The organism is Pedococcus sp. P2_F6, from assembly GCF_056403675.1.
Genome location: NZ_JBFUEZ010000003.1, coordinates 97,220 through 118,582, shown reverse-complemented (window position 1 = coordinate 118,582; position 21,363 = coordinate 97,220). Strand labels below are relative to the sequence as shown.

The following is a 21,363-nucleotide window of genomic DNA, read 5'->3' as shown; positions in this document are numbered from 1 at the left end:
ACGGACTCGCGCGTCGAGGGGCAGGGCCTGGCGCGCACCTGACAGCGGTGCTGGCGGTACGTTCGGTCCCATGGACTCGGCGCGCCGTTCTGGCCCTCTCGCGGGCGTCCGGGTCGTCGAGGTCGGCGGGATCGGTCCCGGCCCTTTCGCCGCGATGATGCTGTCCGACCTCGGTGCGGACGTCGTGCGCGTCGACCGGCCAGGTGAGGACCTGAGGGCCACCCATGGAGTGCTGCTGCGGGGGCGGCGGTCCGTGGTCGTGGACCTCAAGTCCCACGAGGGTCTGGCTGTCGTGCTCGGGCTGATCGCTGCGTCCGACATCCTCATCGAGGGATTTCGTCCGGGTGTCGCCGAGCGGCTCGGCTTCGGTCCAGAAGTTGCGCTGCAACGCAATCCGCGCATCGTCTACGGCCGCATGACGGGATGGGGGCAGGACGGACCGTATGCCGCCCTGGCCGGTCACGACATCACCTACCTGGCGGTGGCGGGCGTTCTCGACGCCTTCGCCGGCCCCGACGGGCGGCCGGTGCCGCCACTGAACCTGCTCGGGGACTTCGGCGGCGGGGGGATGCTGCTGGCACTCGGGGTCGTCTCGGCGCTGTGGCACGCGCGCGAGTCCGGGCAGGGCCAGGTCGTCGATGCGGCGATCGTCGACGGCGTCGGGGCGATGACCGCGATGCACCAGTCGATGCTCGGCTCGGGGATGTGGCCGGCGGACAGGGGGTCGAACCTGTTCGACGGGGGAGCGCCGTTCTACCGCTGCTACCGCACGAGCGACGACCGCTGGGTCGCGGTGGGCGCGATCGAGCCGATCTTCTACGAGCGGCTCCTGGCCGGGCTCGGGCTGGACCGCGCCGCGGTGGGTGCCGACCAGATGGAGCTCGCCTCCTGGCCGATGGTCTCGGAGATGGTTGCCGACCGCTTCGCCGCACGGTCCCTTGCGGAATGGGTGGCGGTCTTCGGTGACCTCGACGCCTGTGTGGCGCCGGTCCTGACCGCCCAGGAGGCGCGCTCCGATGCCCACCTCGACGCCAGGCAGGCGTATGCCGCCGTCCCCGGTGCCCCCGGGACGGTCCAGCCGGCCCCGGCCCCGCGGTTCTCGGTGACCCCCACGACCGCGGGGCAGCCCGCGGGGGCGCCGGGACGGCATACCGACGAGGTCGTGCGTGGGCTAGCCGAACGTTAGGCGGATTGACGGTCCACCGAACAGCCGACCCAATGGTCAAGGCTTGGCAAAGTTCGTTCTCCGGAGCCGGAATCCGCGCTTCCATCAGGGGGCACACCTCTTCACACCCTTGGAGCCCCCGTGACCAACAGCCTCGGCACCTTCCTGCAGGAGCAGCTTCGCGTGCTCGGCTGGAGCCGCGCGACCCTCGCGACGCGCAGTGGTCTGGACGAGTGGACGCTCGAAGGGATCCTCGACACCCCGGTCCTGCCGGAATGGCCCCAGCCCGACGAGATGCTGGCGCTGTCCCGTGCACTGTGCCTCTCCGTCCGCGAGATCGTGCTGCGATCCGCCGAGGGGTGCGGCCTGTCCGTGCTCGGCGGCATCGAGCACCCCGAAGCTGTACTGCTGGCCACCAACGACGAGCTGATGCGCGAAGTGCGCCGTCGGCTGGCCCTCGGTGCCCGCACAGGGCAGTACATCACCAGCGCACCCCAGCACTGGGGTGTCGACACCGGCATCCAGTCGGCGTAAGGGCGGCCGGCACCTCCCCCTGCGGTGCCGCGCCGTCCGACTCACCCAGCCCCCGTCCCTCAGCCAGACGGGCGCTGGAACGGCAAGAGAGCAAGTCCCTTCAACGGAAGCCACCGGTCATCCCACAGATGACCGGTGGCTTTCGTGATGGAGGCGTGGGGGTCAGGACAGCCGGCGCAGCGTGACAGCGAAGGACTCGAGCGCCCGGACGGCCGCGTCGAGCTCACGTTCCACGGCCACCAGGGCAGGCTGGTCGACGACCACGCCGTCCTCGCCGAGGTGCTCGACGTCCGCGCAGAGCAGTGCGAGCCGTTCGGCCCCGAGGTTGGCCGCGCTGCCCTTGAGACCGTGTGCCGCGCGACTCAGCTCGTGGGCCGCGCCCGCCTCGCGGTGCTCGCGCATGGTGGCCAGCGCGGCCCGGGAATTGGGCCCGAACCTGTCGATGAACCGCAGCAGCATCGTCGGGTCGCCCGGGTCGAGGTCGAGCAGCTCCTCGAGGCGCGAGGGGTCCAGCACGGTGGTGTCCGCCCGAGACGCGAGCCGTCGGCTGTCCGTGGCGTCGGTCTCTGCGCTGTGGTCGCCGTTGACCGGGACCCAGCGCTCCAGGGTGTCGCGCAAGAGCGCCACGTCGACGGGTTTGGTGAGGAAGTCGTCCATGCCCGACTCGAGGCAGCGCTCGCGCTCGCCGGCGATGGCCGCCGCCGTCATCGCGATGATGGGCGTCCGGTACTGGTCGTCCTCGAAGGAGCGAATCATGCGCGTGGCGTCGTAGCCGTCCATCTGGGGCATCTGGCAGTCCATCAGCACCGCGTCGTACGCCCCGTCGGCCGACTGGAACGAGTAGTAGCCGGCCAGCCCGTTCTCGGCGACGTCCACGGCATACCCGAGGCTCTCGAGGATGCCGACGGCCACCAGCTGGTTGACCTCGTTGTCCTCCACGACGAGGACGCGGCCCCGGGAACCCATCGGGAGGCGCCGGTCGGCGCGGCCGGGAGTCGAGGAGGCGGTTCCAGGGGCGTTCGGCGCACCGTTCGGCGCACCGCTCGGCGGGGCGGTCTCGGCGCGGGCGCCGGCCAGGTCGGCGAGGGTGTCCAGCAGGCTGGAGGGCAGCACGGGCTTGGTCAGCGACACGTCGATGCCGGCCGCCGTCAGGACCTCTGGATCGAGGTCCATGGCCGAGGTGAGCAGGACGATCCGGGTGTCGCCGAACCGGCCGTCACCACGCATCATCCGGGCGAACTGCTCGCCGTTGACGCCGGGCATGAGGTAGTCCAGCAGCACCACGTCGAAGGGCTGGCCCCGCCGGTGGGCGTCGTCGAGGAGCCCGAGACCTTCGACGCCCGACGAGGCGATCGCCGCCTCGATCGACCAGCCGGCCAGCTGCTCCTCGAGGATGAACCGGTTGGTCTCGTTGTCGTCGACGACCAGCACGCGCAGCCCGGCCACCGAGGGCACGGGTGCGGCGACGGCGGCGCCGACGCTGGCCGGCGCGAAGCGCACGGTGAACCAGAACGTGCTGCCGTACCCGGACTCGCTGTTGACGCCGATCTCACCGCCCATGGCCTCGACGATCTGGCGACTGATGGCCAGGCCGAGCCCCGTGCCGCCGTACTCGCGCGTGGTGGAGCTGTCGCCCTGGGAGAACGCGGTGAACAGCCGCTCCTTGACCTCGGGCGTCATGCCCGACCCGGTGTCACTGACCTCGACCCGCAGCACGATGCCTGCGTCGGTGGCCTCCGCGCTCGTCACGTCGCTGGTCTCGACGCGCGGCACGTCGCTCGTCGCGTCGCTGGTCGCGTCGCTGGTCTCGTCCGTCGTCTCGACCGTGGCCCGGACGACGACCTCGCCACTGTTGGTGAACTTCACGGCGTTTGCGGTCAGGTTGGAGATGACCTGCCCGAATCGCACGGGGTCGCCGCTCACCACTGCAGGGATGTCCGGGTGGCAGGTCACCGCAAGCTCGAGGTCCTTGGCGCGGGCGCGCTCTGCCATCATGGTGGTGCTCTGCTCGACGATGGCTCGCGGGTCGAAGTCGACCGCCTCGAGGTCGAGCCGCCCGGCCTCGATCTTGGACAGGTCGAGGATGTCGTTGACGAGGGAGAGCAGGCTCCGGCCGGCGCCGTCGATGCCGTCGGCGAGCCGTCGCTGGTGCGGCGTGAGCTCGGTGCGTCCGAGCAGCTCGGACAGCCCGATCACGCCGTTGAGCGGGGTGCGGATCTCGTGGCTCATCGTCGCGAGGAACTCGGACTTGGCCATCGACGCGCTCATCGCGTTGTCGCGCGCCTGCTCGAGTCGCTCGGCGGCCAGCTGACGCTCCGCGACGCGGGAGAAGATCGCCGCCGCCCTGCCCACCGTCAGCCCGTCGCTGTCGGTGGGCGGGGTGGTCGCACGCGTGTCCATGACGACGACGCACGCGGCGCGGTCCTCGGCCACCACGGGCGCGGCCACGAGGGCGGTGCCCTCCGTCGTGAGGGAGGCTTGGGGGCTGCGCGACTCGACGGCGGCCATCGCGATCCGGGTGGCCTCGGCGACGTCCTGTTCCGGCACGTCGCGGGTCTCGCCCGGGACGGGTTCGAGCTCGCCGTCCCTGGTCACCACCCACGCTGCCACCGGCTGCCATCCCGTGTGCCGTGCCACGTCCTTGAGGATCGTGGGGATGACCTCGGCCAACGTCGTCGCGTCGTTGGCCGCCGTTGCCATGGACGTGAGCAGGGCCAGGGCCTGTTCCGCGTCTTTGCTCTCGGTGATGTCCTGGGAGGTGCCGCCCATGCGCAGGGGGGCACCGGTGACCTCGTCGCGGGTGAGGCGGCCACGGCCACGGATCCAGCGCAGGGAGCCGTCGCTGTGGAAGATGCGCGCGTCGAACTCGAACTCGCCCGTCTCCTCCAGGGCGCGCCGGACCACCTCGGCCACGGCGTCCCGGTCGTCGGGGTGCATCCGGTCGAGGAAGCCCTGGTAGTTGGGGACGAAACTTGAGTCGGGCTCCACGCCGTAGATGCGGTAGAGCTCGTCGGACCACGCCACGACGTCGCTGCCGACGTCCCATTCCCAGCTGCCGATCTTGGCGATGTGCTGCGCCTCGGCGAGCTGCGCCTCGCGCCGTTGCAGTGTCTCGATCAGCCGTCGCTGATCGCTGTACTCGGTCACCCGGTGCAACCATCCGACGTGGTTGCCGTCGTCGTCCCTGATCGGGGTGTGGCTGACCAGTGCCCAGAACCGCTCGCCGTTCTTGCGCAGCAGGCTGCACTCGAGATTGCTGCCGGGGGCGCTGCTGCCCTGCAGTCCGCTCAGGTGTTCGGCGAACTGGGCCTGGCCGGTCGCGTCCAGGGTCTCGAAGACGGACAGCCCGTCCATCTCGTCGACCGTCCTGCCCAGCATCTCCGCAAGTCGTGGGTTCGCGAGCACGGTCCTGCCCTCGGCGTCGAAGACCCACAGGCCGTCGGGCGACGCTTCGACCAGCCAGCGGCTCAGGTCGCCGAGGTCGGCCTTGCCGCCCAGGGTCCCGAGGTCGCTCGCACCTGCGGTACGTCCACGGGCGCCTGGGTCGAGGGGCTGCGGATGCTGCACGCAGTGATCTTCCTTCATCAGCCCGACGGAAGCCCACTGAAACACTCAATTCGCCCCAGATCCCTCGACGGCTCAGCCCTGATCTGGAGCGTTCTCCGGGCGCCTGCGCTGCCACGACTCGAGGATGTGTTCGTCCATTGCCCGCTGTGCCGCCACCGCGTCACCAGCCACGACGGCGTCGTGCACCCGTTGGTGGGCCTCGTTGGTCAACCGGATGTGCTGCGCGGAAGGGTCACCGACGTAGCGCAGGCTGCGGTAGGCCTCGTCGGTCAACGTGTGGATGATGGCGCGGCCGAGGCGATTGCGTGAGGCGGCCATGATCTCGTCGTGAAAGGCCACGTCGGCCGCGAGGTATGCCGTGGCGTCGCCGATGCTCGCGTCGAGGGTGGCCATCCGCTCGGAGATGGCCGCTCGCTCGGCCGGTGTCGAGTTCGTGGCCGCCTGCCCGGCCATCTGGCCCTCCAGTGCCCGCCGGACATCGACCAGATCGCCCAGGATCACGTTTCCCGCGTCGTGGCGTACCACCGCCGAGAGGACGGTCGGGTTGAGCAGGTCCCAGTCCGCCAGTGGCCGGACCCGTGTGCCCTGGCCTTGCTGCACCGTGACCATGCGCATGGCCTCCAGGGCCTTCACCGCCTCACGGACGACCGTGCGGCTGACGCCGAACGTCTCGCACAGCGCAGGTTCGGTGGGCAGGCTGTCGCCGGTACTCAGTCCGTCGCTCACCAGCCAGTCGACCAGCTCCTCGACCACCGCGGTGGCAAGGCGGCGGGGTCGTCGAGGCCACGGCGAGGACAGGCTTGCGCTCATGACGCCAGCATAGCGAGAAGATTCGCTTGACAGAATACGTATGACGAATAATCATTGCCTGACGAGAACTGTTGACGACGAGAGGCAGCACCCGCAATGAAGCTGGCACGCATCGGAGCCGTCGGCGCAGAGCGCCCTGCCGTGCAGGACGAGCTGGGCACCTGGCGCGACCTCAGCCGGGTCGTCGGCGATCTGGACGGCGGAATCCTGTCCGGCGACTTCGCCGGGACCGTGGAGCGCGCGTTGGCTGCCGGTGACCTCCCCGTGGTCGAGAACCTTTCGAGGTTCGGTCCACCGCTGGCCAGGATCGGCAAGATCGTCTGCGTCGGCCTCAACTACCGCGACCACGCCGCGGAGACGGGTGCCACGGTGCCGAGCGAGCCCGTGCTCTTCATGAAGGCTCCCGACACCGTGGTGGGACCCGACGACGAGGTCCTGGTGCCACGCGCCTCGGCGAAGACCGACTGGGAGGTGGAGCTCGCCGTCGTGATCGGCCGCGAGGCCGCCTACCTCGAGAGCCCCTCCGCCGCGGCCGCGCACATCGCCGGCTACGCCATCAGCAACGACGTCTCCGAGCGAGAGTTCCAGATCGAACGCGGTGGCCAGTGGGACAAGGGCAAGAACTGCGCGACGTTCAACCCGTTCGGCCCCTGGCTGGTGACACCCGACGAGGTGACCGACCCGCAGGCGCTCAGCCTCCGGCTCTGGGTCAATGGCGAGCTGAAGCAGGACGGCAAGACCTCTGACATGGTCTACGGGGTCCACTTCCTCGTCCACTACATCAGCCAGTTCATGAGGCTGTACCCCGGTGACGTGATCAACACCGGCACCCCTGCCGGGGTCGCCCTCGGGGTGCCCGGCACGCCCTATCTCAAGGCTGGGGACGTCGTCGAGCTGGAGATCGATGGCCTCGGTCGCCAGCGCCAGACCTTCGGAGCCGCGTGATGACCGCCGTTACCGCAGTGGGAGAGCTCGCCGGACTCAAGGCCCTCGTCACCGGTGGCGCCTCGGGGATCGGGCTGGCCATCGCCGACCTGCTGGCCGACCGCGGCGCGGCGGTCGCCGTGCTGGACCGTGACGTCAGCCCGGTGGCCGGGGGCCGACACCTCGCCGTGGCGGCAGACGTCAGTGACGACTCCGCGGTCAGGGCTGCCGTGGCGGAGGCGGTCGCCACCCTCGGAGGCCTCGACATCGTCGCCAACAACGCCGGCATCGGCGCCCAGGGCGGCGTCGACGCCAACGACGACGCGGAGTGGCTCAGGGTGCTGGACATCAACGTCCTCGGCATCGTGCGGGTGACTCGCGCTGCCCTGCCGAGTCTGCGCGCGTCGGACCAGGCCGCGATCGTCAACATCTGCTCCATCGCCGCGACCGCAGGCATCCCCAACCGCGCGGCATACTCGGCCAGCAAGGGCGCCGTCCTGTCGCTGACCCTCGCCATGGCGGCGGACCTGCTGCCCGAGGGCATCCGGGTCAATGCGGTGAACCCCGGCACGGCCGACACCCCTTGGGTGGAGCGCCTGCTCAGCGCCGCCGACGACCCCGCGGCCGAGCGGGCAGCGCTCGAGGCCAGGCAGCCGCACGGCCGCCTGGTCACGCCGATGGAGATCGCCCACGCCGTCGCCTACTTCGTCTCTCCCCTCGCCGGTTCGACGACTGGCACCACCTTGGCTGTCGACGGCGGGATGGACCGGCTTCGACTGCGACCCAGGTCGTGACCTCTCCGCACGGGTCCGTGGTTGACGACCGCATCGACGCGCACGTGCACCTCTGGGACCTGGCGGTCAGGCCCCAGGCATGGACGACGGCCCTTCCTGCGATCGACCGGACGTTCACGATCGCTGACCTCGAGCCCCAGCTGGCTGCTGCCGGCGTCAGCGCGGCCGTCCTCGTCGAGACGATCAACGTCGCGGCGGAGACTCCCGAGCTGCTGGCCCGGGCGGTCGGAAGCCCAGCCGTCCGCGGGGTGGTGGGGTGGGTCGACCTGACGTCGCCCGATGTGTCCGACCGGATCGCCGAGCTGCGGTCCCTGCCGGGTGGTGACCGGCTGGTGGGCCTGCGACACCAGCTCCAGGGGGAGCCCGACCCGCAGTGGTTGGACCGCATCGACGTCCGGCGTGGGCTCGCGGCCGTGGGCCGAGCGGGGCTCGCCTTCGACCTCCTCGTCAGGGAACGCCAGCTCCCCTCGGCGATCGGGGCTGCCCGCCGGTCGCCGGACGTCAGGTTCGTCCTGAGCCACCTCGGCAAGCCTTCGATCGCAGCGGGTGACCTCGAGCCGTGGGCCACCCACCTCGCCGACCTCGCAGCCTCGGAGAACGTCGCCTGCAAGCTCTCCGGGATGGTCACGGAGGCGTCCCCGACCTGGTCGGTCGGAGACCTCAGCCCGTATGCCGCCCACGCCCTCTCCGTCTTCGGGCCGGACCGCATGATGGCGGGTTCGGACTGGCCGGTCTGCCTCGTTCGCGACGACTATGCGACGGTGTGGAGGGTGAACGAACAGCTCGTGGCCCAGCTCTCGCCTGCCGAGCAGCGCGCTGTCCTCGGGGGCACCGCGACGACCTGGTACGGCCTCTCGTGACCGACCTCGTGAGCCGCCGGCTGGGTTCGACCGAGGTCGGGGTGAGCGCGCTCGGCTTCGGAGGAGCCAACCTCGGGAACCTCTACCGTGCGGTCTCGGACGACCAGGCCCGCGCAGCGGTGGATCACGCGTGGGACCAAGGGATTCGGTACTTCGACACGGCGCCCCACTACGGCCTCGGTCTGTCCGAGCGCCGGCTGGGAGGGGCCTTGGCCGGTCGGCCGCGGGCCGAGTACGTCGTGTCCACGAAGGTCGGACGCCTGTTGGTCCCGAACGAGGACGCCACCGGCTCTGACCTGGCCCAGCAGTTCGACGTCAGGGACGACCTGCGTCGCGAACTGGACTACTCAGGTCCCGGCGTGCGCCGAAGTCTCGAGGAGAGCCTGGAGCGTCTGGGCATCGACCAGGTCGATGTCGCGTTCGTGCACGACCCTGACGACTTCGTCCAGCAGGTGCTCGACGGAGCGCTGCCGGAGCTGGCGCGGATGCGCGACGAGGGCATCGTGAAGGCGATCGGCGTGGGCATGAACCAGTGGCAGGAACCGCTGCGGTTCGTGCAGGAGTGCGACCTCGACGTCGTGATGCTCGCGGGTCGGTGGACCCTGCTCGACCGCAGCGGTGCGCCGCTGCTCGACGCGTGCCTCTCGCGAGGGGTCAGCGTCGTGGCGGCCGCTCCCTTCAACTCAGGCCTCCTGGCGCGGGCCGATCCGCAGGCGGACTCGCACTTCAACTACGACACCCCTGACGCACGGCTGCTCAGGGCAGCCCGTGACCTCGCCGCCCTCGCGGGGGAATACGGCTGCACCCTGCCCCAGGTCGCCCTGCAGTTCCCGCTCAGGCACGCCGCCGTCGCGAGCGTCGTTGCCGGGCTCGGCAAGCGCGAGCACGTCGACTCTGCGGCCCGGTGGCTGCTGGAGCCGGTGCCGGAGGCGTTCTGGGAGGACGCCGACTCGGTCGTCGAAGGCCTTCTCTGACGGCGTCAGCCGGCCGAGGTCGTGCCCCGTGCGTCCGCCGCAGTGGGACGGCGTCGCTCCCAGGACCCGAGGATGTGCGCGCGCATCGCCTGTCCCGCGCGGGCGCCGTCGCGGTGCTCCACGGCGTCGAGGATCGCCCGGTGCTCCGCGAGCGTGATGTCGATGTTGGACCGTGTCGCCGAGCCGTGGTAGCGACCGGTGGTTCGGGCTTGGTCGTGGATGCTGGTCACGATGGCGCGCCCCAACCGGTTTCCGGACAGGACCATCACGGCATCGTGGAAGTCCACGTCGGCGCGAGCGAAGGCTGCGGCATCCTCGGAGCTGTCCGTCATCTCGGAATAGGCCAGCCTGAGCGGGTCCAGGTCTGCGGCCTGCTGACCGCGGCAGGCCTCCTCCGCCATCGCCATCTCCAACGCGGCACGGACCGACACGAGGTCGTCGAGGATGCCCAGCGACTCGTCGTGCTTGACCATCGCGCTCAGGACGACCTCGTCGATGAGGTCCCAGGCGTCCATGGCGCGCACGACGGTGCCCACCCCCTGACGGCTCGACAGCAGCCCCTTGGACTGCAAGGTCTTCACGGACTCGCGGATCACGGTCCGGGAGACGCCGAGCTGTTCCCCGAGTTCGGCCTCGGAGGGCAGGATCGTGCCGACGGGCAGGGCACCGCTCACGATCTGGTCCACCAGGGTCGCGATGACCGCCGTCCCCAGGCTGGAGCGCTGGGCCGGAGCCGGAGCGGTCCATCTGCCGTCCTCGGTCGTCATGCTGACTCCTTCTTCGTGCACATGTCCTTGGGCGGATCGTAGCGGCGATCCTGCTATTGCCTGATCATCATATGTATTATATCTTAGGAGTCAGCACCGCGGCACCTGGCCGCTCAGGACCTTGATCGACAAAGGAGTCATCTCATGGGTATCGGAATGCGGAACACCTCCGCCGGAGGCGCGGCGGCCGCTCGTGCGCCGCGGGCCGTGGTCGCGGCAACTGCGCTTGCCTGCGCGCTTGCCCTGGCCGCCTGCGCCGGTGGACAGAGCGTTGGCGCCACCAAGAACAACGCGGACACCGGGAGCCCCTTCGGCTTCAAGACCGCAGCCCAGGACGCGAAGGCCGAGATCACGGTGTGGGTGGACTCCACCCGACAGCCGGTCGCCGACGCGTACGTTGCTGCCCACCCGGACGTGAAGGTCAAGGTCGTCGCCTACGACGGCAACGCGAACGGGTCGAACTCCTTCAAGACCAAGACGCAGCTGTTCGACCGTGCCGGCTCCGGCTGGCCGGACGTCGCCTTCACGACGGACAACAGCTCGGCTGCCTGGGGTTCACTGACTGGCACCGGCGACCTCGCCCCCGTCAACAAGGGACTCGTGCCCGCGGCGACCCTCGATGGGTTCTCCAAGGGCGCTCTCGACGTGTGCACGCTCGACGGGGTGGCCTACTGCCTCCGCAACGACCTCGCCCAGAATGTGCTCTGGTACAACAAGAAGCTGATGGACAAGTGGGGGTACACCGTCCCGAAGACGTGGGCGGAGTATGAGCAGCTCGGGAGCAAGGTGGCCGCTGAGCACCCGGGATACCTCGTCGGCACCGCCGGCGACGCCTGGACCCCGGAGATCTACATGTGGGCCGCGCAGTGCCCGGCCAACAAGGTCGACGGGCCCACCAAGCTCACGGTCAACACGAGCGACGCCAACTGCGTCAAGGCGGCCAAGCTCCTCGACGGCCTGATCGCCAACAAGTCGATGTCGACCCTGTCGTTGTTCGGTCCCGAGTTCGCCAAGACCAAGGCTGACAAGGTGCTCCTGCTGCCTGGGCCGTCGTGGTACGGCGGCGCTGTCTTCCAAGGCACGCTCAAGACCCCGAAGGGCGAGCTCGCAGTTGCTCCTCCGCTGGCATGGGATGCCGGCACGGCGTCGACGGGCAACGTCGGCGGTGGTGCATGGTGGGTCTCGGCGCACAGCAAGAACCTCAAGGCGGCCGCCGACTTCGCATCCTGGGTCACGAGCCAGTCCGCCGTGGGAGGCACGCTCGTGCCGACCTACCCGGCATACAGCCAGGCGGCAGCGGCGTGGCTCGCCGAGACGCAGAAGAGCGGCTACTACGCCGGTGACATCGCTCCCGCGCTCCAGCAGGCAGCCGGGCAGGTCTGGTCGGGCTGGGGCTCGCCGTCCTTCAGCCAGGAAGCGATCTGGGCCAAGGTCGTCCAAGCGGGCATGACCAAGGGCGAGACCATCGAGTCGCTGCTCCCCGCATGGCAGAAGCAGATCGAGAACGAAGCCAAGATCCTCGGCTACCAGGTCAAGACCAGCTGACGTCATGGCAATCCCCACTGCAACGATCCCCGGGAGTCGGCCCGCCGCCGGCTCCCGGGGGCACGGCAAGGCCGGGTACGTCTTCGTGGCGCCGTTCGCCATCCTCTTCCTGTTCTTCGGGGTCATCCCGGTGCTGTACTCGCTCTACCTCGCATTCACCTCCGGATCGGGGGGTTTCGCGGGTCTGTCAAACTTCACGAAGGCCGCCACGGACTTCAGGTTCCTGCCGGCCGTCGGCCACGTGGCAGCCTTCGTCGCGATCTGGCTCCTGCTCCTCTCCGTCCTCGTCGTCACCCTGACCCTGGTCATGAACCGGGTGGCACGGCGTCGGACCAAGACCTTCGTCCGGTTCGCCTACTACATCCCCGGCGCCCTGGCGGGCGCCTCGAGCGTGCTCCTGTGGCTCTTCATGCTGGACCCCACGGTGAGTCCGGTGGCCTGGGTCCTCAAGGCGACGGGTTCCGACACGTTCCAGCAGGTCGTCGCTCCGGGACACCTGCCGGTGATCTTCGCCCTCATCGCCTTCTGGACGGGCGCCGGCGGCTGGATCCTGGTGCTCTACGGCGCGTTGAACACCATCCCCACCGAGGTCATCGAGGCCGCCAAGGTCGACGGGTGCGGTCCTGTCCGCAGCGCGTTGCAGATCGAGCTGCCGATGATCCGCAAGTCGGTCGTCTACATGCTGATCCTGTCCCTGGCGGCAGGCACGCAGCTGTTCGTGGAACCCCAGCTCGTCTCCCAGGCCAGCTTCGGCGTGGTTCCCAACGACTACAGCGTCAACCAGCTCGCCTACATCTATGCCTTCGGTCAGAACGACTTCAACGGATCAGCGGCCATATCGATCATGTTGCTCGTCGTCGCGGCACTCGCAGCGGGCCTGTTCGTCGCCCGCGGCCGACTCTTCGAGACGGACTGAGAGAGACGTCATGACAACCACCACGAGACCCGACACGCGGCAACGAGCCAGCAGGCCGGCATACCAGCGGGGAAGCAGCTCACCCACCTCTGGCACGTTCGCCGGGCGGACGCTGATGGCCATCGTGCTCGGCGTGTTCGCCCTGTTCTTCCTCGTACCCGTCATCTGGCTCTTCCTCGCGGCCACCAAGGACTCGCGCGAGCTGGTGAACGACGCACCCTTCAGCCTGGGGAGCCTGTCCGCGTTGCGCGACAACTGGAACGCCTTGATGTCGTTCCAGGACGGAGCCATCAGCACCTGGATGACCAACTCGGTGCTCTATGCCGGGCTGGCGTTGGTCCTCACCCTGGTCGTGAGCCTCCCCGCGGGCTACGCCCTGGCCAAGATGCGCTTTCGCGGTCGGCGGCTCCTGCTGGTCGCGACCCTGGTCGTGATGCTCATGCCCGCGACCTCGCTGGTGCTGCCCATCTTCCTGGAGATCAACTACCTCAGCCTCGTGAACACCCCCCTGTCGGTCGTGCTGCCGTACTCGTTCTTTCCGTTCGGTGTCTACCTGGCCTACATCTACTTCTCGACGGCCATGCCCAGCGAGCTGCTGGAGGCGGCCAAGATCGACGGCTGCGGTGAGCTGCGGACCTTCACCTCGATCGTGCTTCCCCTCTCCACCCCCGTGGTGGCCCTCGTGGGCTTCTTCAGCTTCGTCCAGAACTGGAACAACTTCTTCCTGCCCTATGTGATGCTGCCCGGCAGTGAGGCCTACCCCATGCAGGTGGGCCTGACGCAGATGCTCGCGTCGACGCCCAACTTCAACCCTGTGGTGGGTGCCAACGCCGCCGTGAGCCCGCCGGAGCTCGTCCTGGCCACCCTCGTGTCGGTCGCGCCTGTGCTCGTGGTCTTCCTGATCGCGCAGCGGTTCCTCGTCACCGGCCTGACTGCCGGCGCGACGAAGGGCTGACGTCGATGAAGATCACCGGATACCGCAGCCTCACGACCCACCACCGGTGGGGGCGCTCGGTCGGCGACGCCAACGGGTTCATCCCCGACGCGGTGACCGAGGTGCCCATCCTGATCGTTGAGACAGACGAGGGGGTCGAGGGCATCGGGCTCGGGTCGCACCGTGACGTCGACCGTGTGTTCGCGGCTGTCGAGGGCGAGGACCCGCGCGCGGTCGTCGCGCTCTATGACCGGATGCTCCGGCAGGTGTTCAAGGCAGGCCACCAGGGCGCGACCTTCGGAGCTGTCGGTGCGCTCGACATGGCGTTGTGGGACCTCAAGGCCAAGCTCGCCGGGGAGCCGTTGTGGCGCCTGCTCGGAGGCCGGGACCGGTTCGTTCCCGGATACGCCTCAGGGCTCGACGCGGGCCTGACCGAGGCCGAGCTGGTCGAGGTGTACGAGTCGTTCGCCGCCCGAGGCTTCACGGCGGCGAAGGTCAAGGGTGGACTCGACCCGGCCCGCGACCTCGTCCGCCTGCGACTGGTGCGTGAGATCTTGTCGCGGGGCAACGCCTCGCCCGCGCTCATGCTCGACGCCAACGAGGTCTGGCAGCCGAAGGAGGCGATCCGGCACGTGGGCATGCTCGAGGAGCACGTCGACCTCACCTGGGTCGAGGAGCCCGTGCGGCGCTGGGACGCCGCGGGTCACCACCTCGTCCGTCTCGGCATCAAGGCCGCGGTCGCGACGGGCGAGAACCTCACTGGACTCGAGCAGTACCGACCCCTGCTCAGCGCCCAAGGGGTCGACGTCGTGCAGGCCGGGAGCGTCTGGGGCATCACCCACTTCCTGCGCGTGGCCGCGCTCGCCCATGCCTACGACCTCCCGGTCAGTCCGGTGGGCTACCACACGAATCCGCTGGCGGCCGCTGCGACATCGCTGCCCAACGTCATCGCGATCGAGGTACAGAACCTCGAGGAGCCGCTCGGCATCACCGTCGACCACACGGTCGCCGACGGCGGCCTGGTCCTGGGTGACAAGCCGGGCAGCGGGGTCGTGGTCGACGAGTCCGCCATCGGGGGACTGTCGGGCGCTGCGTGGTCGTCGGCCAGTGGTCCCCACGTCCGCTCCAGCCGGGCGGGACTTCGCTTGACCCAGCCCACGTGACGCGGTTCACCAGCGCGGACCGCGTGACTCGATCCACCACAGACCCTGTGACCCCATCCACCAGAGAAGAAGGACCACTCATGATCGACTTCGCCGACTCCAAGGCCGTCGCCAAGGCCATCCAGTACACCAACGTGAACCCCGACCTCACGCGCGACGGAGTCCTGGAACACCTGCGGACGGCACTGGAGTACGGCTTCGACGCCGCCATGATCGCGCCGGTGTGGGTCTCCCTCGGCAAGGAGGTGCTGGCCGGCTCGGAGGTGAAGGTGGCTTCCACCCTCAACTTCCCGATGGCCAACGACACCCTGGGTATGCGGCTCGCCGCCTTGCGGGAGCTGGCCAGGGAGGGCGCGGACGAGTTCGACTTCCCGCCCCACCCGGGCTACCTGCTGGGCGGCCAGGTCGCGGAGTACACGCGCGACATGAACGAGATCGTCAAGGCCGCGCACGACGAGGGCATGAAGGTCAAGGCGATGCTCGAGTTCGGCTACCTCGACGAGGCGCAGAAGGTCCTGGCCACGCGGATTGCCTACGAGGCCGGCATCGACTGGGTCAAGCAGTCCAGCGGATGGGGTGTGGGCGGCTGTGCCGCCACCGTGGAGGACGTGGCCCTGCTCAAGGCAAACATCGAACCGCCTTGCCGCGTCAAGGTTTCCGGCAAGGTCAACTCGCTGGAGAAGATGCAGGCGATGTTCGAGGCGGGGGCCGAGCTCGTCGGCACCAGCTGGCGAAGGCGTTCGCGACGCTCGGCCACACCGACACCATCCTGGTCACCGACGCCGGGTTCCCGATCCCGGCAGACGCCCACCGGATCGACCTCGGCCTGCGTCCGGGGCTGGTCGACGTGCGCGACGTGCTGCGGGTGGTCCTCGACCAGGTCTTCGTCGAAGAGGCAGTGTTCGCGCCGGAGCTCAAGTCCCACCATCCGACCCTGTACCGCGAGGTGCAGACGATCTTCACGGGTTCGGGGGCCACGTTCAGCCAGGCCAGCCACGAGCAGCTCTGCAGCGACTACGCCCCTCGGGCCAAGTTCGTGATCAGGTCGGGCTCGTTCGAGCCCTGGGCCAACTTCTCGCTGGTCGCCAGCACGGACCCGTTCGCCTGGTTCTCAGACGACGACGTGGAGATCCTGCCTGCCTATGTCGAGCGGCGCCGGCGGATCCGGGACGGGCAGGTTCCCGAACTGCCCTGAGGGACGTGCACATCGTGGGCGTCGGTCGCCGCCAGCTGGGGGGCCGGCCCTGGCGATCGGCTTCACGTGAAGTCGAGACCGCCGGTCATCGAGGTGATGACCGGCGGTCTCGGGTGGTGGCCAGGGGCGGGGTCGAACCGCCGACCTTCCGATTTTCAGTCGGACGCTCGTACCAACTGAGCTACCTGGCCGTGGGTGCATGTGCGTGATGGTGACCATGCAATGCAGAACATGCGATCGCGGCGGCCTCGTGCCGAAGCCCGGGGGACCGTCGCGACTGCAGGATCATAGCCGATCCGTGCTGCCCCCTCACAACCGACGGTCATCGCGGAATACCCCGTGGGTGGCGACGTTGCCCCCACCATGAAGGCAATCACCTTCGCCGAGTACGGCGACCCCGACATCCTCCAGCTCACCGACCTCCCCGACCCCAAGGTCGGCCCCGGCGAGGTGCTCATCCGCGTGCGCAGCGCAGCCGTGAACCCTGTCGACTGGAAGGTCATGAAGGGCTATCTCGACGGCCTCATGGTCGTGGAGTTCCCCGCGATCCCGGGCTGGGACGTCTCGGGAGTCGTCGAGGCGGTCGGCCCCGACACCCCCGAGTGGGCCCCCGGCGACGAGGTGATCGCCTACGCCCGCAAGGACTGGGTGCAGGGCGGCACCTTCGCCGAGCTTGTCACCGCGCCCGTCCGCACGGTCGCCCGCAAGCCGAAGTCCCTCGACTGGCACCAGGCGGCGGGCCTCCCGCTTGCCGGCCTCACGGCATACCAGCTGATCGCTCGGCTGGGACTCAAGGATGGCGAGACGGTCCTCGTGCACGCCGCCGCCGGTGGAGTCGGTCTCTTCGCCGTGCAGATCGCCCGAGCTCTCGGCGCGCGCGTGATCGGCACCGCCTCCGAGGGCAACCACGAGTTCCTGCGCGGGCTGGGTGCAGAGCCGGTGACGTATGGCGCGGGGCTGGCCGAGCGCGTACGTGAGCTGTCGCCCGACGGCGTGGACGTCGTGGCCGACTTCGTCGGCGGGGTCCTGGACGTCACGCAGGCCGTTCTCGCCGACGGTGGACGGCACGGGTCGATCGCCGACGGCACCGTCGCCGAGGCCGGTGGCATCGCCGCATGGGTGCGGCCCAACGCCGAGGACCTGACTGCGCTGGGCGACCTCGCCGACGCGGGTCGGCTGACCGTGCCGGTGGCCGACGTGTTCGCGCTCGCGGATGCGGCTGAGGCGTTCGAGCTGAGCCAGACCGGGCACGTCCGCGGCAAGATCGCCATCGAGGTCAGCGTCTGACGGACCCTGGCGGGCCCCCGCCACGCATATGACGCCTGTCCAAAAGGGCGCCCGCGCAACGGATTCCGTGCGTGGGCGCTCTTTGTCGTCCCACCATGCGAGAGGCATATCCTACTTATTTGATAGGCAATGAAGGAACCGCTACCTTCGACGTAGGTCATGAGCTCCAGTGACAAGCCCCGGCTCGCTGGACGGCAACCCTCCCACTCGCGGTGGGGTGCTCCGGGTGAAGACCAGGTGGCAGTCGAACGACCGCCGCAAGCGCGAGGCTCGAGCCTCATCCGAGGACGGAAACCCATGAAGGACAACGGATCCAGGCAGGCAGCCGATCGCTCCTGCCGACCCGTCCTGCGCAGGCACATCGACCTGCTCAGGGTTTCCAGCGCGCTCTGTCGCCCCTGACGCGCGCCCTCGTCGTTCGTCGGCTTCAGCCGGTCTCTGACCTGCGCTCGTAGGTCTGTTCGGCACCTGCTGCCTCGAAACCCATTCTCCTCCAACGGTTCTGCGCCTCGGCGCGGGACCGGCGATTCCCCTTGCCCGAAAGGATCCACCCATGGCTGTCATTGCCACGATCTCCAGCAGTCCCTCCCTCTCCTCCAAGACCGACGCCGTCCTCTCCGACATCGCGAGACAGCTCCAACGCGCCGGCCACGTCGTCGTCCCGATCGTGTTGCGGGACCTGCCGGCCGGCCCACTCCTGCGCGGGGACGCCCATGACCCCGACGTGGCCCGCGCCGTGGCTGCGCTCGAGGCGGCAGACGCGGTCGTCGTGTCCACCCCGGTCTACAAGGCGGCCTACGGCGGCCTGCTCAAGACCTTCCTCGACCTGCTGCCGCAGTTCGCGCTGCGGGGCAAGGTCGTCCTGCCGGTGGCCACCGGCGGCACGCCCGCCCACGTGCTGGTCGTCGACTATGCCCTCCGCCCCGTCCTGGCGAGCCTGTCGCCGAGCAGCATCACCCCGGGCTGGTTCGTCCTGGCCGACCACGTGAGGCTCGTCGACGGGGGTGAGGCCTTCCTCGACGAGGCTGCCCTGCGCCCGCTGCGCGAGGTCACGACCGTCTTCCTCGACACCGTGGCAGGACGCTCGCTGGTCACCGCGGGTGCCGTGCTCCGCGAGGCGGTGGCCTGATGCGCACGATCCGTGGTTCCTTCACCGCGAGCCGGGCGCTGGTCGCCTCGCTGGCGGCGGCCCTCCCACTCGTCCTGGTGTCCGGCTGCTCGCTCCCGTCGAGCGAGGCCAGCACGTCCGCGAAGGACAAGGGGCCGGTGACCATTCGCTACCAGGGGTGGGCCAACTCGGTGTCCCTACCTGAGCTCGCCTCCGACCTGGGCTACTTCCCCACCCTCAAGCTCAACTGGGTCGGCAACACCACGAGCGGTCCCCAGGACATCCAGTCCGCGGCCACGGGGCAGACCGACTTCGGCGGTGCGTTCTCCGGCGCCGTGGTCAAGCTCATCAGCGCCGGCGCCCCGGTCAAGGCCGTCATCAACTACTACGGCGAGGACGTCAGGACGTTCAACGGCTTCTACGTCAAGGACGACAGTCCGATCCGGACCCCGCACGACCTGATCGGCAAGAAGGTCGCTGTCAACACCCTGGGGGCGCACGCCGAGGCGGTCATCGACACCTACCTGAAGAAGAACGGCCTCACGCCGGCGCAGATCAAGCAGGTGCAGCTGGTCCCGCTGCCCCCGAACGACACCGAGCTGGCCGTTCGGCGTGGGCAGGTCGACGTCGGCACCCTCTCGGGGGTCCTGCAGGACCACGCCATCGCCACGGGTGGGCTGCGGTCGCTGTTCAGCGACTACGAGCTGTTCGGCGCCTTCAACGGTGGTCAGTACGTCCTGCGGGACGACTTCATCGCCAAGCATCCTGCGGCAGCCAAGGAGTTCGTCACCGGGGTCGCCAAGGCGATCGAGTGGGAGCGCACGAGCCCTCGCGAGACCGTCATCGCGCGGTTCAGCACCATCATCGAGAAGCGTGGTCGCAACGAGAAGACCGACAACCTCAAGTTCTGGAAGAGCGTGGGAGTCGCCAGCAAGGGCGGCGTGATCAGCGACCAGGACTTCACCCGCTGGGAGCCGTGGCTCGTCGACAGCGGGGTCCTCAAGCAGGGCGCGCTCAAGCCCCGCGACCTCTACACCAACGACTACAACGGGCTCGCGTCGAAGGCGTCCTCATGAGTGCCCACATCGAGCTGCGTGGCGTGACCAAGGAGTTCGCGCTCCGCCCGACCAGGGACCAGCCGCAGGCGCGCACGCTGGTCGCGCTGGAGGACGTGTCGCTGGAGGTGCCACGCGGTGAGTTCCTCACGCTGGTCGGACCGAGCGGGTCGGGCAAGACCACCTTGCTCGACCTGCTCGGCGGGCTGAGCCGCCCCACGAGCGGCAGCGTCCTCGTGGACGGCGCCGAGGTGACCGGTCCCGGTCTCGACCGGGGCATCGTCTTCCAGCAGTACGCCCTGTTTCCCTGGCGGACCACCCTCGCCAACGTGACGTTCGGCCTCGAGCAGCGGGGACTGAGTCGCCGCGAGCGCACCGAACGGGCCCGCGAGAACCTGGCCCTCGTGGGGCTCGAGGGGTTCGAGGACCGCTACCCCCACGAGCTCTCCGGTGGGATGAAGCAGCGGGTCGCGATCGCCCGGAGCCTGGCCTACCAACCCGGGATCCTCCTCATGGACGAGCCGTTCGCGGCCCTTGACGCGCAGACCCGTGAACAGCTGCAGGACGAGCTGCTGCGGATCTGGCGAGCCACCGACACGACGGTCGTGTTCATCACCCACGGCATCGAGGAGGCGGTCTACCTCGGCCAGCGCGTGGCCGTCCTGAGCGCCCGCCCCGGGCGTCTCAAGGCCCTCGTCGACGTCGACCTCGGCGACCGCGAGTCCACCACGGACCTGCGGTCGGACCCCCGCTTCGTGCACTACCGGCACGAGGTCTGGACGCTCCTGCACGACGAGGTGCGCCGCGCCCAGGACGCCGGTCACCTCAAGATCCAGCCCGACGGCACAGAGAAGGCAGCCTGATGAGCACCGCAACCCTGGACCCAGGTCGTGATCTGACAGCGCCGACGCAGCCCGGCCCGGCACCCGAGGCGAGCGTGGCTCGGCGGGCTGCCACGCGGCATACCTGGTGGGGTGCCGTCGCGCGCCGCCTCGGGCGGGGGACGCGCAGGTCTGCGGCCGTCGTGCTCTTCCTGCTGTTGTGGGAGTTCGGCACGCAGTACCTGCTCGACCCCGCGCGCAAGGTGTTCCTCCCGCCTCTGCACGAGGTGCTCCAGGCGTGGTGGGGACTGGTCCAGAGCGGCCAGCTCCAGCAGCACGTCGCGGCCAGCCTGACCCGGTCGGTGATCGGGTTCAGCGTCGCGGTCGTCGCGGGCATCGGGCTGGGACTCGTGGTGGCGTGGTACGACGGCCTGCGCGAGTTCCTCACGCCGCTGCTGGAAGCCTTCCGCAACACGGCCGCCCTCGCGCTCCTGCCGGTCTTCGTCCTACTGCTCGGGATCGGGGAGACGAGCAAGATCTCGATCGTCGCGTACGCGAGCTTCTTCCCGGTGCTGCTCAACACGATCGCCGGGGTGCGCACGGTCGACCCGCTCCTCGTCAGGGCCGCCCGGTCGCTGGGGCTGGGCAGCCTGAGGCTGTTCCAGAAGGTGGTCCTGCCCTCCGCGGTGCCCACCATCTTCACGGGCGTCCGGATGGCGGGCACGGCCTCGATCCTGGTCCTCATCGCCGCCGAGATGGTGGGCGCGAAGGCGGGGCTGGGCTACCTGATCGTCAACGCCCAGAGCAGCTTCCAGATCCCGGACATGTATGCCGGCATCCTCACCGTCTCGCTGTTCGGGCTCCTCGTGAACACCGTCCTCGTCCGGCTGGAGCGGCACTTCTCGCGCTGGCGCGTCGCTGCCGCGGCCCGCTGACCAGCACCC

19 protein-coding genes, 1 tRNA gene, 2 pseudogenes and 1 riboswitch are annotated in these 21,363 nt (G+C 69.4%); of the genes and pseudogenes, 18 read left to right on the top strand and 4 right to left on the bottom strand.

Annotation, left to right across the window (positions count from 1 at the left end; genetic code table 11):
- Nucleotides 1-70 precede the first annotated feature (70 nt).
- Both AC1DWP_RS08500 and AC1DWP_RS08495 read left to right on the top strand, forming a co-directional pair.
- Nucleotides 71-1,186, top strand: coding sequence for a CaiB/BaiF CoA transferase family protein (locus AC1DWP_RS08500; protein ID WP_477614029.1), 1,116 nt, complete (start codon nucleotides 71-73; stop codon nucleotides 1,184-1,186).
- Nucleotides 1,187-1,306: 120 nt separating this feature from the next.
- Nucleotides 1,307-1,699, top strand: a complete 393-nt coding sequence (locus AC1DWP_RS08495; RefSeq protein WP_477614028.1) for a hypothetical protein — start codon at nucleotides 1,307-1,309, stop codon at nucleotides 1,697-1,699.
- Between the two features lie 162 nt (nucleotides 1,700-1,861).
- Here AC1DWP_RS08495 and AC1DWP_RS08490 read toward each other — a convergent pair whose 3' ends face one another.
- The gene (locus tag AC1DWP_RS08490; protein ID WP_477614027.1) at nucleotides 1,862-5,284 is read right to left on the bottom strand and encodes a response regulator; all 3,423 of its coding nucleotides are present in this window, start codon (nucleotides 5,282-5,284) and stop codon (nucleotides 1,862-1,864) included.
- A 54-nt stretch (nucleotides 5,285-5,338) separates the two neighbouring features.
- Entirely contained in the window at nucleotides 5,339-6,076 is a 738-nt protein-coding gene (locus AC1DWP_RS08485; RefSeq protein ID WP_477614026.1) for a FadR/GntR family transcriptional regulator, read from the bottom strand.
- A 96-nt stretch (nucleotides 6,077-6,172) separates the two neighbouring features.
- Between AC1DWP_RS08485 and AC1DWP_RS08480 the strand changes: the two genes are divergently transcribed.
- The 4 genes from AC1DWP_RS08480 to AC1DWP_RS08465 are packed head-to-tail and all read left to right on the top strand — an operon-like array spanning nucleotide 6,173 to nucleotide 9,628.
- Nucleotides 6,173-7,021 carry a fumarylacetoacetate hydrolase family protein gene (locus AC1DWP_RS08480; protein ID WP_477614025.1) on the top strand — a complete coding sequence of 283 codons (849 nt, stop codon included), beginning with the start codon at nucleotides 6,173-6,175 and terminating at the stop codon, nucleotides 7,019-7,021.
- Nucleotides 7,021-7,794 carry an SDR family NAD(P)-dependent oxidoreductase gene (locus tag AC1DWP_RS08475; protein WP_477614024.1) on the top strand — a complete coding sequence of 258 codons (774 nt, stop codon included), beginning with the start codon at nucleotides 7,021-7,023 and terminating at the stop codon, nucleotides 7,792-7,794. Before AC1DWP_RS08480 ends, AC1DWP_RS08475 begins: the two co-directional genes overlap by 1 nt.
- On the top strand, nucleotides 7,791-8,654 hold the full coding sequence (locus tag AC1DWP_RS08470) for an amidohydrolase family protein (protein ID WP_477614023.1): 864 nt from the start codon (nucleotides 7,791-7,793) through the stop codon (nucleotides 8,652-8,654). Before AC1DWP_RS08475 ends, AC1DWP_RS08470 begins: the two co-directional genes overlap by 4 nt.
- Nucleotides 8,651-9,628, top strand: a complete 978-nt coding sequence (locus AC1DWP_RS08465; protein WP_477614022.1) for an aldo/keto reductase — start codon at nucleotides 8,651-8,653, stop codon at nucleotides 9,626-9,628. The genes AC1DWP_RS08470 and AC1DWP_RS08465 overlap by 4 nt, the downstream gene beginning before the upstream one ends.
- Before the next feature lie 5 nt (nucleotides 9,629-9,633).
- Here the strand turns inward: AC1DWP_RS08465 and AC1DWP_RS08460 are convergent, their stop codons facing one another.
- Nucleotides 9,634-10,395, bottom strand: a complete 762-nt coding sequence (locus AC1DWP_RS08460) for a FadR/GntR family transcriptional regulator (protein ID WP_477614021.1) — start codon at nucleotides 10,393-10,395, stop codon at nucleotides 9,634-9,636.
- Between the two features lie 144 nt (nucleotides 10,396-10,539).
- Between AC1DWP_RS08460 and AC1DWP_RS08455 the strand changes: the two genes are divergently transcribed.
- The 7 genes and pseudogenes from AC1DWP_RS08455 to AC1DWP_RS08425 all read left to right on the top strand — a co-directional run bounded on the left by AC1DWP_RS08455 (nucleotide 10,540) and on the right by AC1DWP_RS08425 (nucleotide 16,148).
- Nucleotides 10,540-11,940, top strand: coding sequence for an ABC transporter substrate-binding protein (locus AC1DWP_RS08455; protein WP_477614020.1), 1,401 nt, complete (start codon nucleotides 10,540-10,542; stop codon nucleotides 11,938-11,940).
- A gap of 4 nt (nucleotides 11,941-11,944) precedes the next feature.
- On the top strand, nucleotides 11,945-12,856 hold the full coding sequence (locus AC1DWP_RS08450; RefSeq protein WP_477614019.1) for a carbohydrate ABC transporter permease: 912 nt from the start codon (nucleotides 11,945-11,947) through the stop codon (nucleotides 12,854-12,856).
- A gap of 10 nt (nucleotides 12,857-12,866) precedes the next feature.
- Nucleotides 12,867-13,811, top strand: coding sequence for a carbohydrate ABC transporter permease (locus tag AC1DWP_RS08445; protein WP_477614018.1), 945 nt, complete (start codon nucleotides 12,867-12,869; stop codon nucleotides 13,809-13,811).
- Between the two features lie 5 nt (nucleotides 13,812-13,816).
- The gene (locus AC1DWP_RS08440) at nucleotides 13,817-14,953 is read left to right on the top strand and encodes a mandelate racemase/muconate lactonizing enzyme family protein (RefSeq protein ID WP_477614017.1); all 1,137 of its coding nucleotides are present in this window, start codon (nucleotides 13,817-13,819) and stop codon (nucleotides 14,951-14,953) included.
- 80 nt (nucleotides 14,954-15,033) lie between these two features.
- Nucleotides 15,034-15,627, top strand: a pseudogene (deoC, locus tag AC1DWP_RS08435) (deoxyribose-phosphate aldolase); the annotation flags it as partial.
- Nucleotides 15,525-15,980: pseudogene (locus AC1DWP_RS08430) on the top strand (RbsD/FucU domain-containing protein); the annotation flags it as partial. The pseudogenes deoC and AC1DWP_RS08430, both read left to right, overlap by 103 nt.
- Nucleotides 15,981-15,989: 9 nt before the next feature.
- Nucleotides 15,990-16,148 carry a hypothetical protein gene (locus AC1DWP_RS08425; RefSeq protein WP_477614631.1) on the top strand — a complete coding sequence of 53 codons (159 nt, stop codon included), beginning with the start codon at nucleotides 15,990-15,992 and terminating at the stop codon, nucleotides 16,146-16,148.
- A 114-nt stretch (nucleotides 16,149-16,262) separates the two neighbouring features.
- Here AC1DWP_RS08425 and AC1DWP_RS08420 read toward each other — a convergent pair.
- Nucleotides 16,263-16,339, bottom strand: a tRNA-Phe gene (locus AC1DWP_RS08420).
- 172 nt (nucleotides 16,340-16,511) lie between these two features.
- Here AC1DWP_RS08420 and AC1DWP_RS08415 point away from each other — a divergent pair.
- The 5 genes from AC1DWP_RS08415 (at nucleotide 16,512) to AC1DWP_RS08395 (ending at nucleotide 21,354) form a co-directional block, all read left to right on the top strand.
- Nucleotides 16,512-17,435: an NADP-dependent oxidoreductase gene (locus tag AC1DWP_RS08415; RefSeq protein ID WP_477614016.1), complete on the top strand. Its 924-nt coding sequence runs from the start codon at nucleotides 16,512-16,514 to the stop codon at nucleotides 17,433-17,435.
- A 155-nt stretch (nucleotides 17,436-17,590) separates the two neighbouring features.
- Nucleotides 17,591-17,705: riboswitch (SAM riboswitch) on the top strand.
- A 283-nt stretch (nucleotides 17,706-17,988) separates the two neighbouring features.
- Nucleotides 17,989-18,564 (top strand): NADPH-dependent FMN reductase, encoded by a 576-nt coding sequence (ssuE, locus tag AC1DWP_RS08410; RefSeq protein WP_477614015.1) that lies wholly within the window; start codon nucleotides 17,989-17,991, stop codon nucleotides 18,562-18,564.
- On the top strand, nucleotides 18,564-19,619 hold the full coding sequence (locus tag AC1DWP_RS08405; RefSeq protein WP_477614014.1) for an ABC transporter substrate-binding protein: 1,056 nt from the start codon (nucleotides 18,564-18,566) through the stop codon (nucleotides 19,617-19,619). Before ssuE ends, AC1DWP_RS08405 begins: the two co-directional genes overlap by 1 nt.
- Nucleotides 19,616-20,461, top strand: coding sequence for an ABC transporter ATP-binding protein (locus AC1DWP_RS08400; RefSeq protein ID WP_477614013.1), 846 nt, complete (start codon nucleotides 19,616-19,618; stop codon nucleotides 20,459-20,461). Before AC1DWP_RS08405 ends, AC1DWP_RS08400 begins: the two co-directional genes overlap by 4 nt.
- Nucleotides 20,461-21,354 carry an ABC transporter permease gene (locus AC1DWP_RS08395; protein ID WP_477614012.1) on the top strand — a complete coding sequence of 298 codons (894 nt, stop codon included), beginning with the start codon at nucleotides 20,461-20,463 and terminating at the stop codon, nucleotides 21,352-21,354. The genes AC1DWP_RS08400 and AC1DWP_RS08395 overlap by 1 nt, the downstream gene beginning before the upstream one ends.
- Nucleotides 21,355-21,363: the final 9 nt, after the last annotated feature.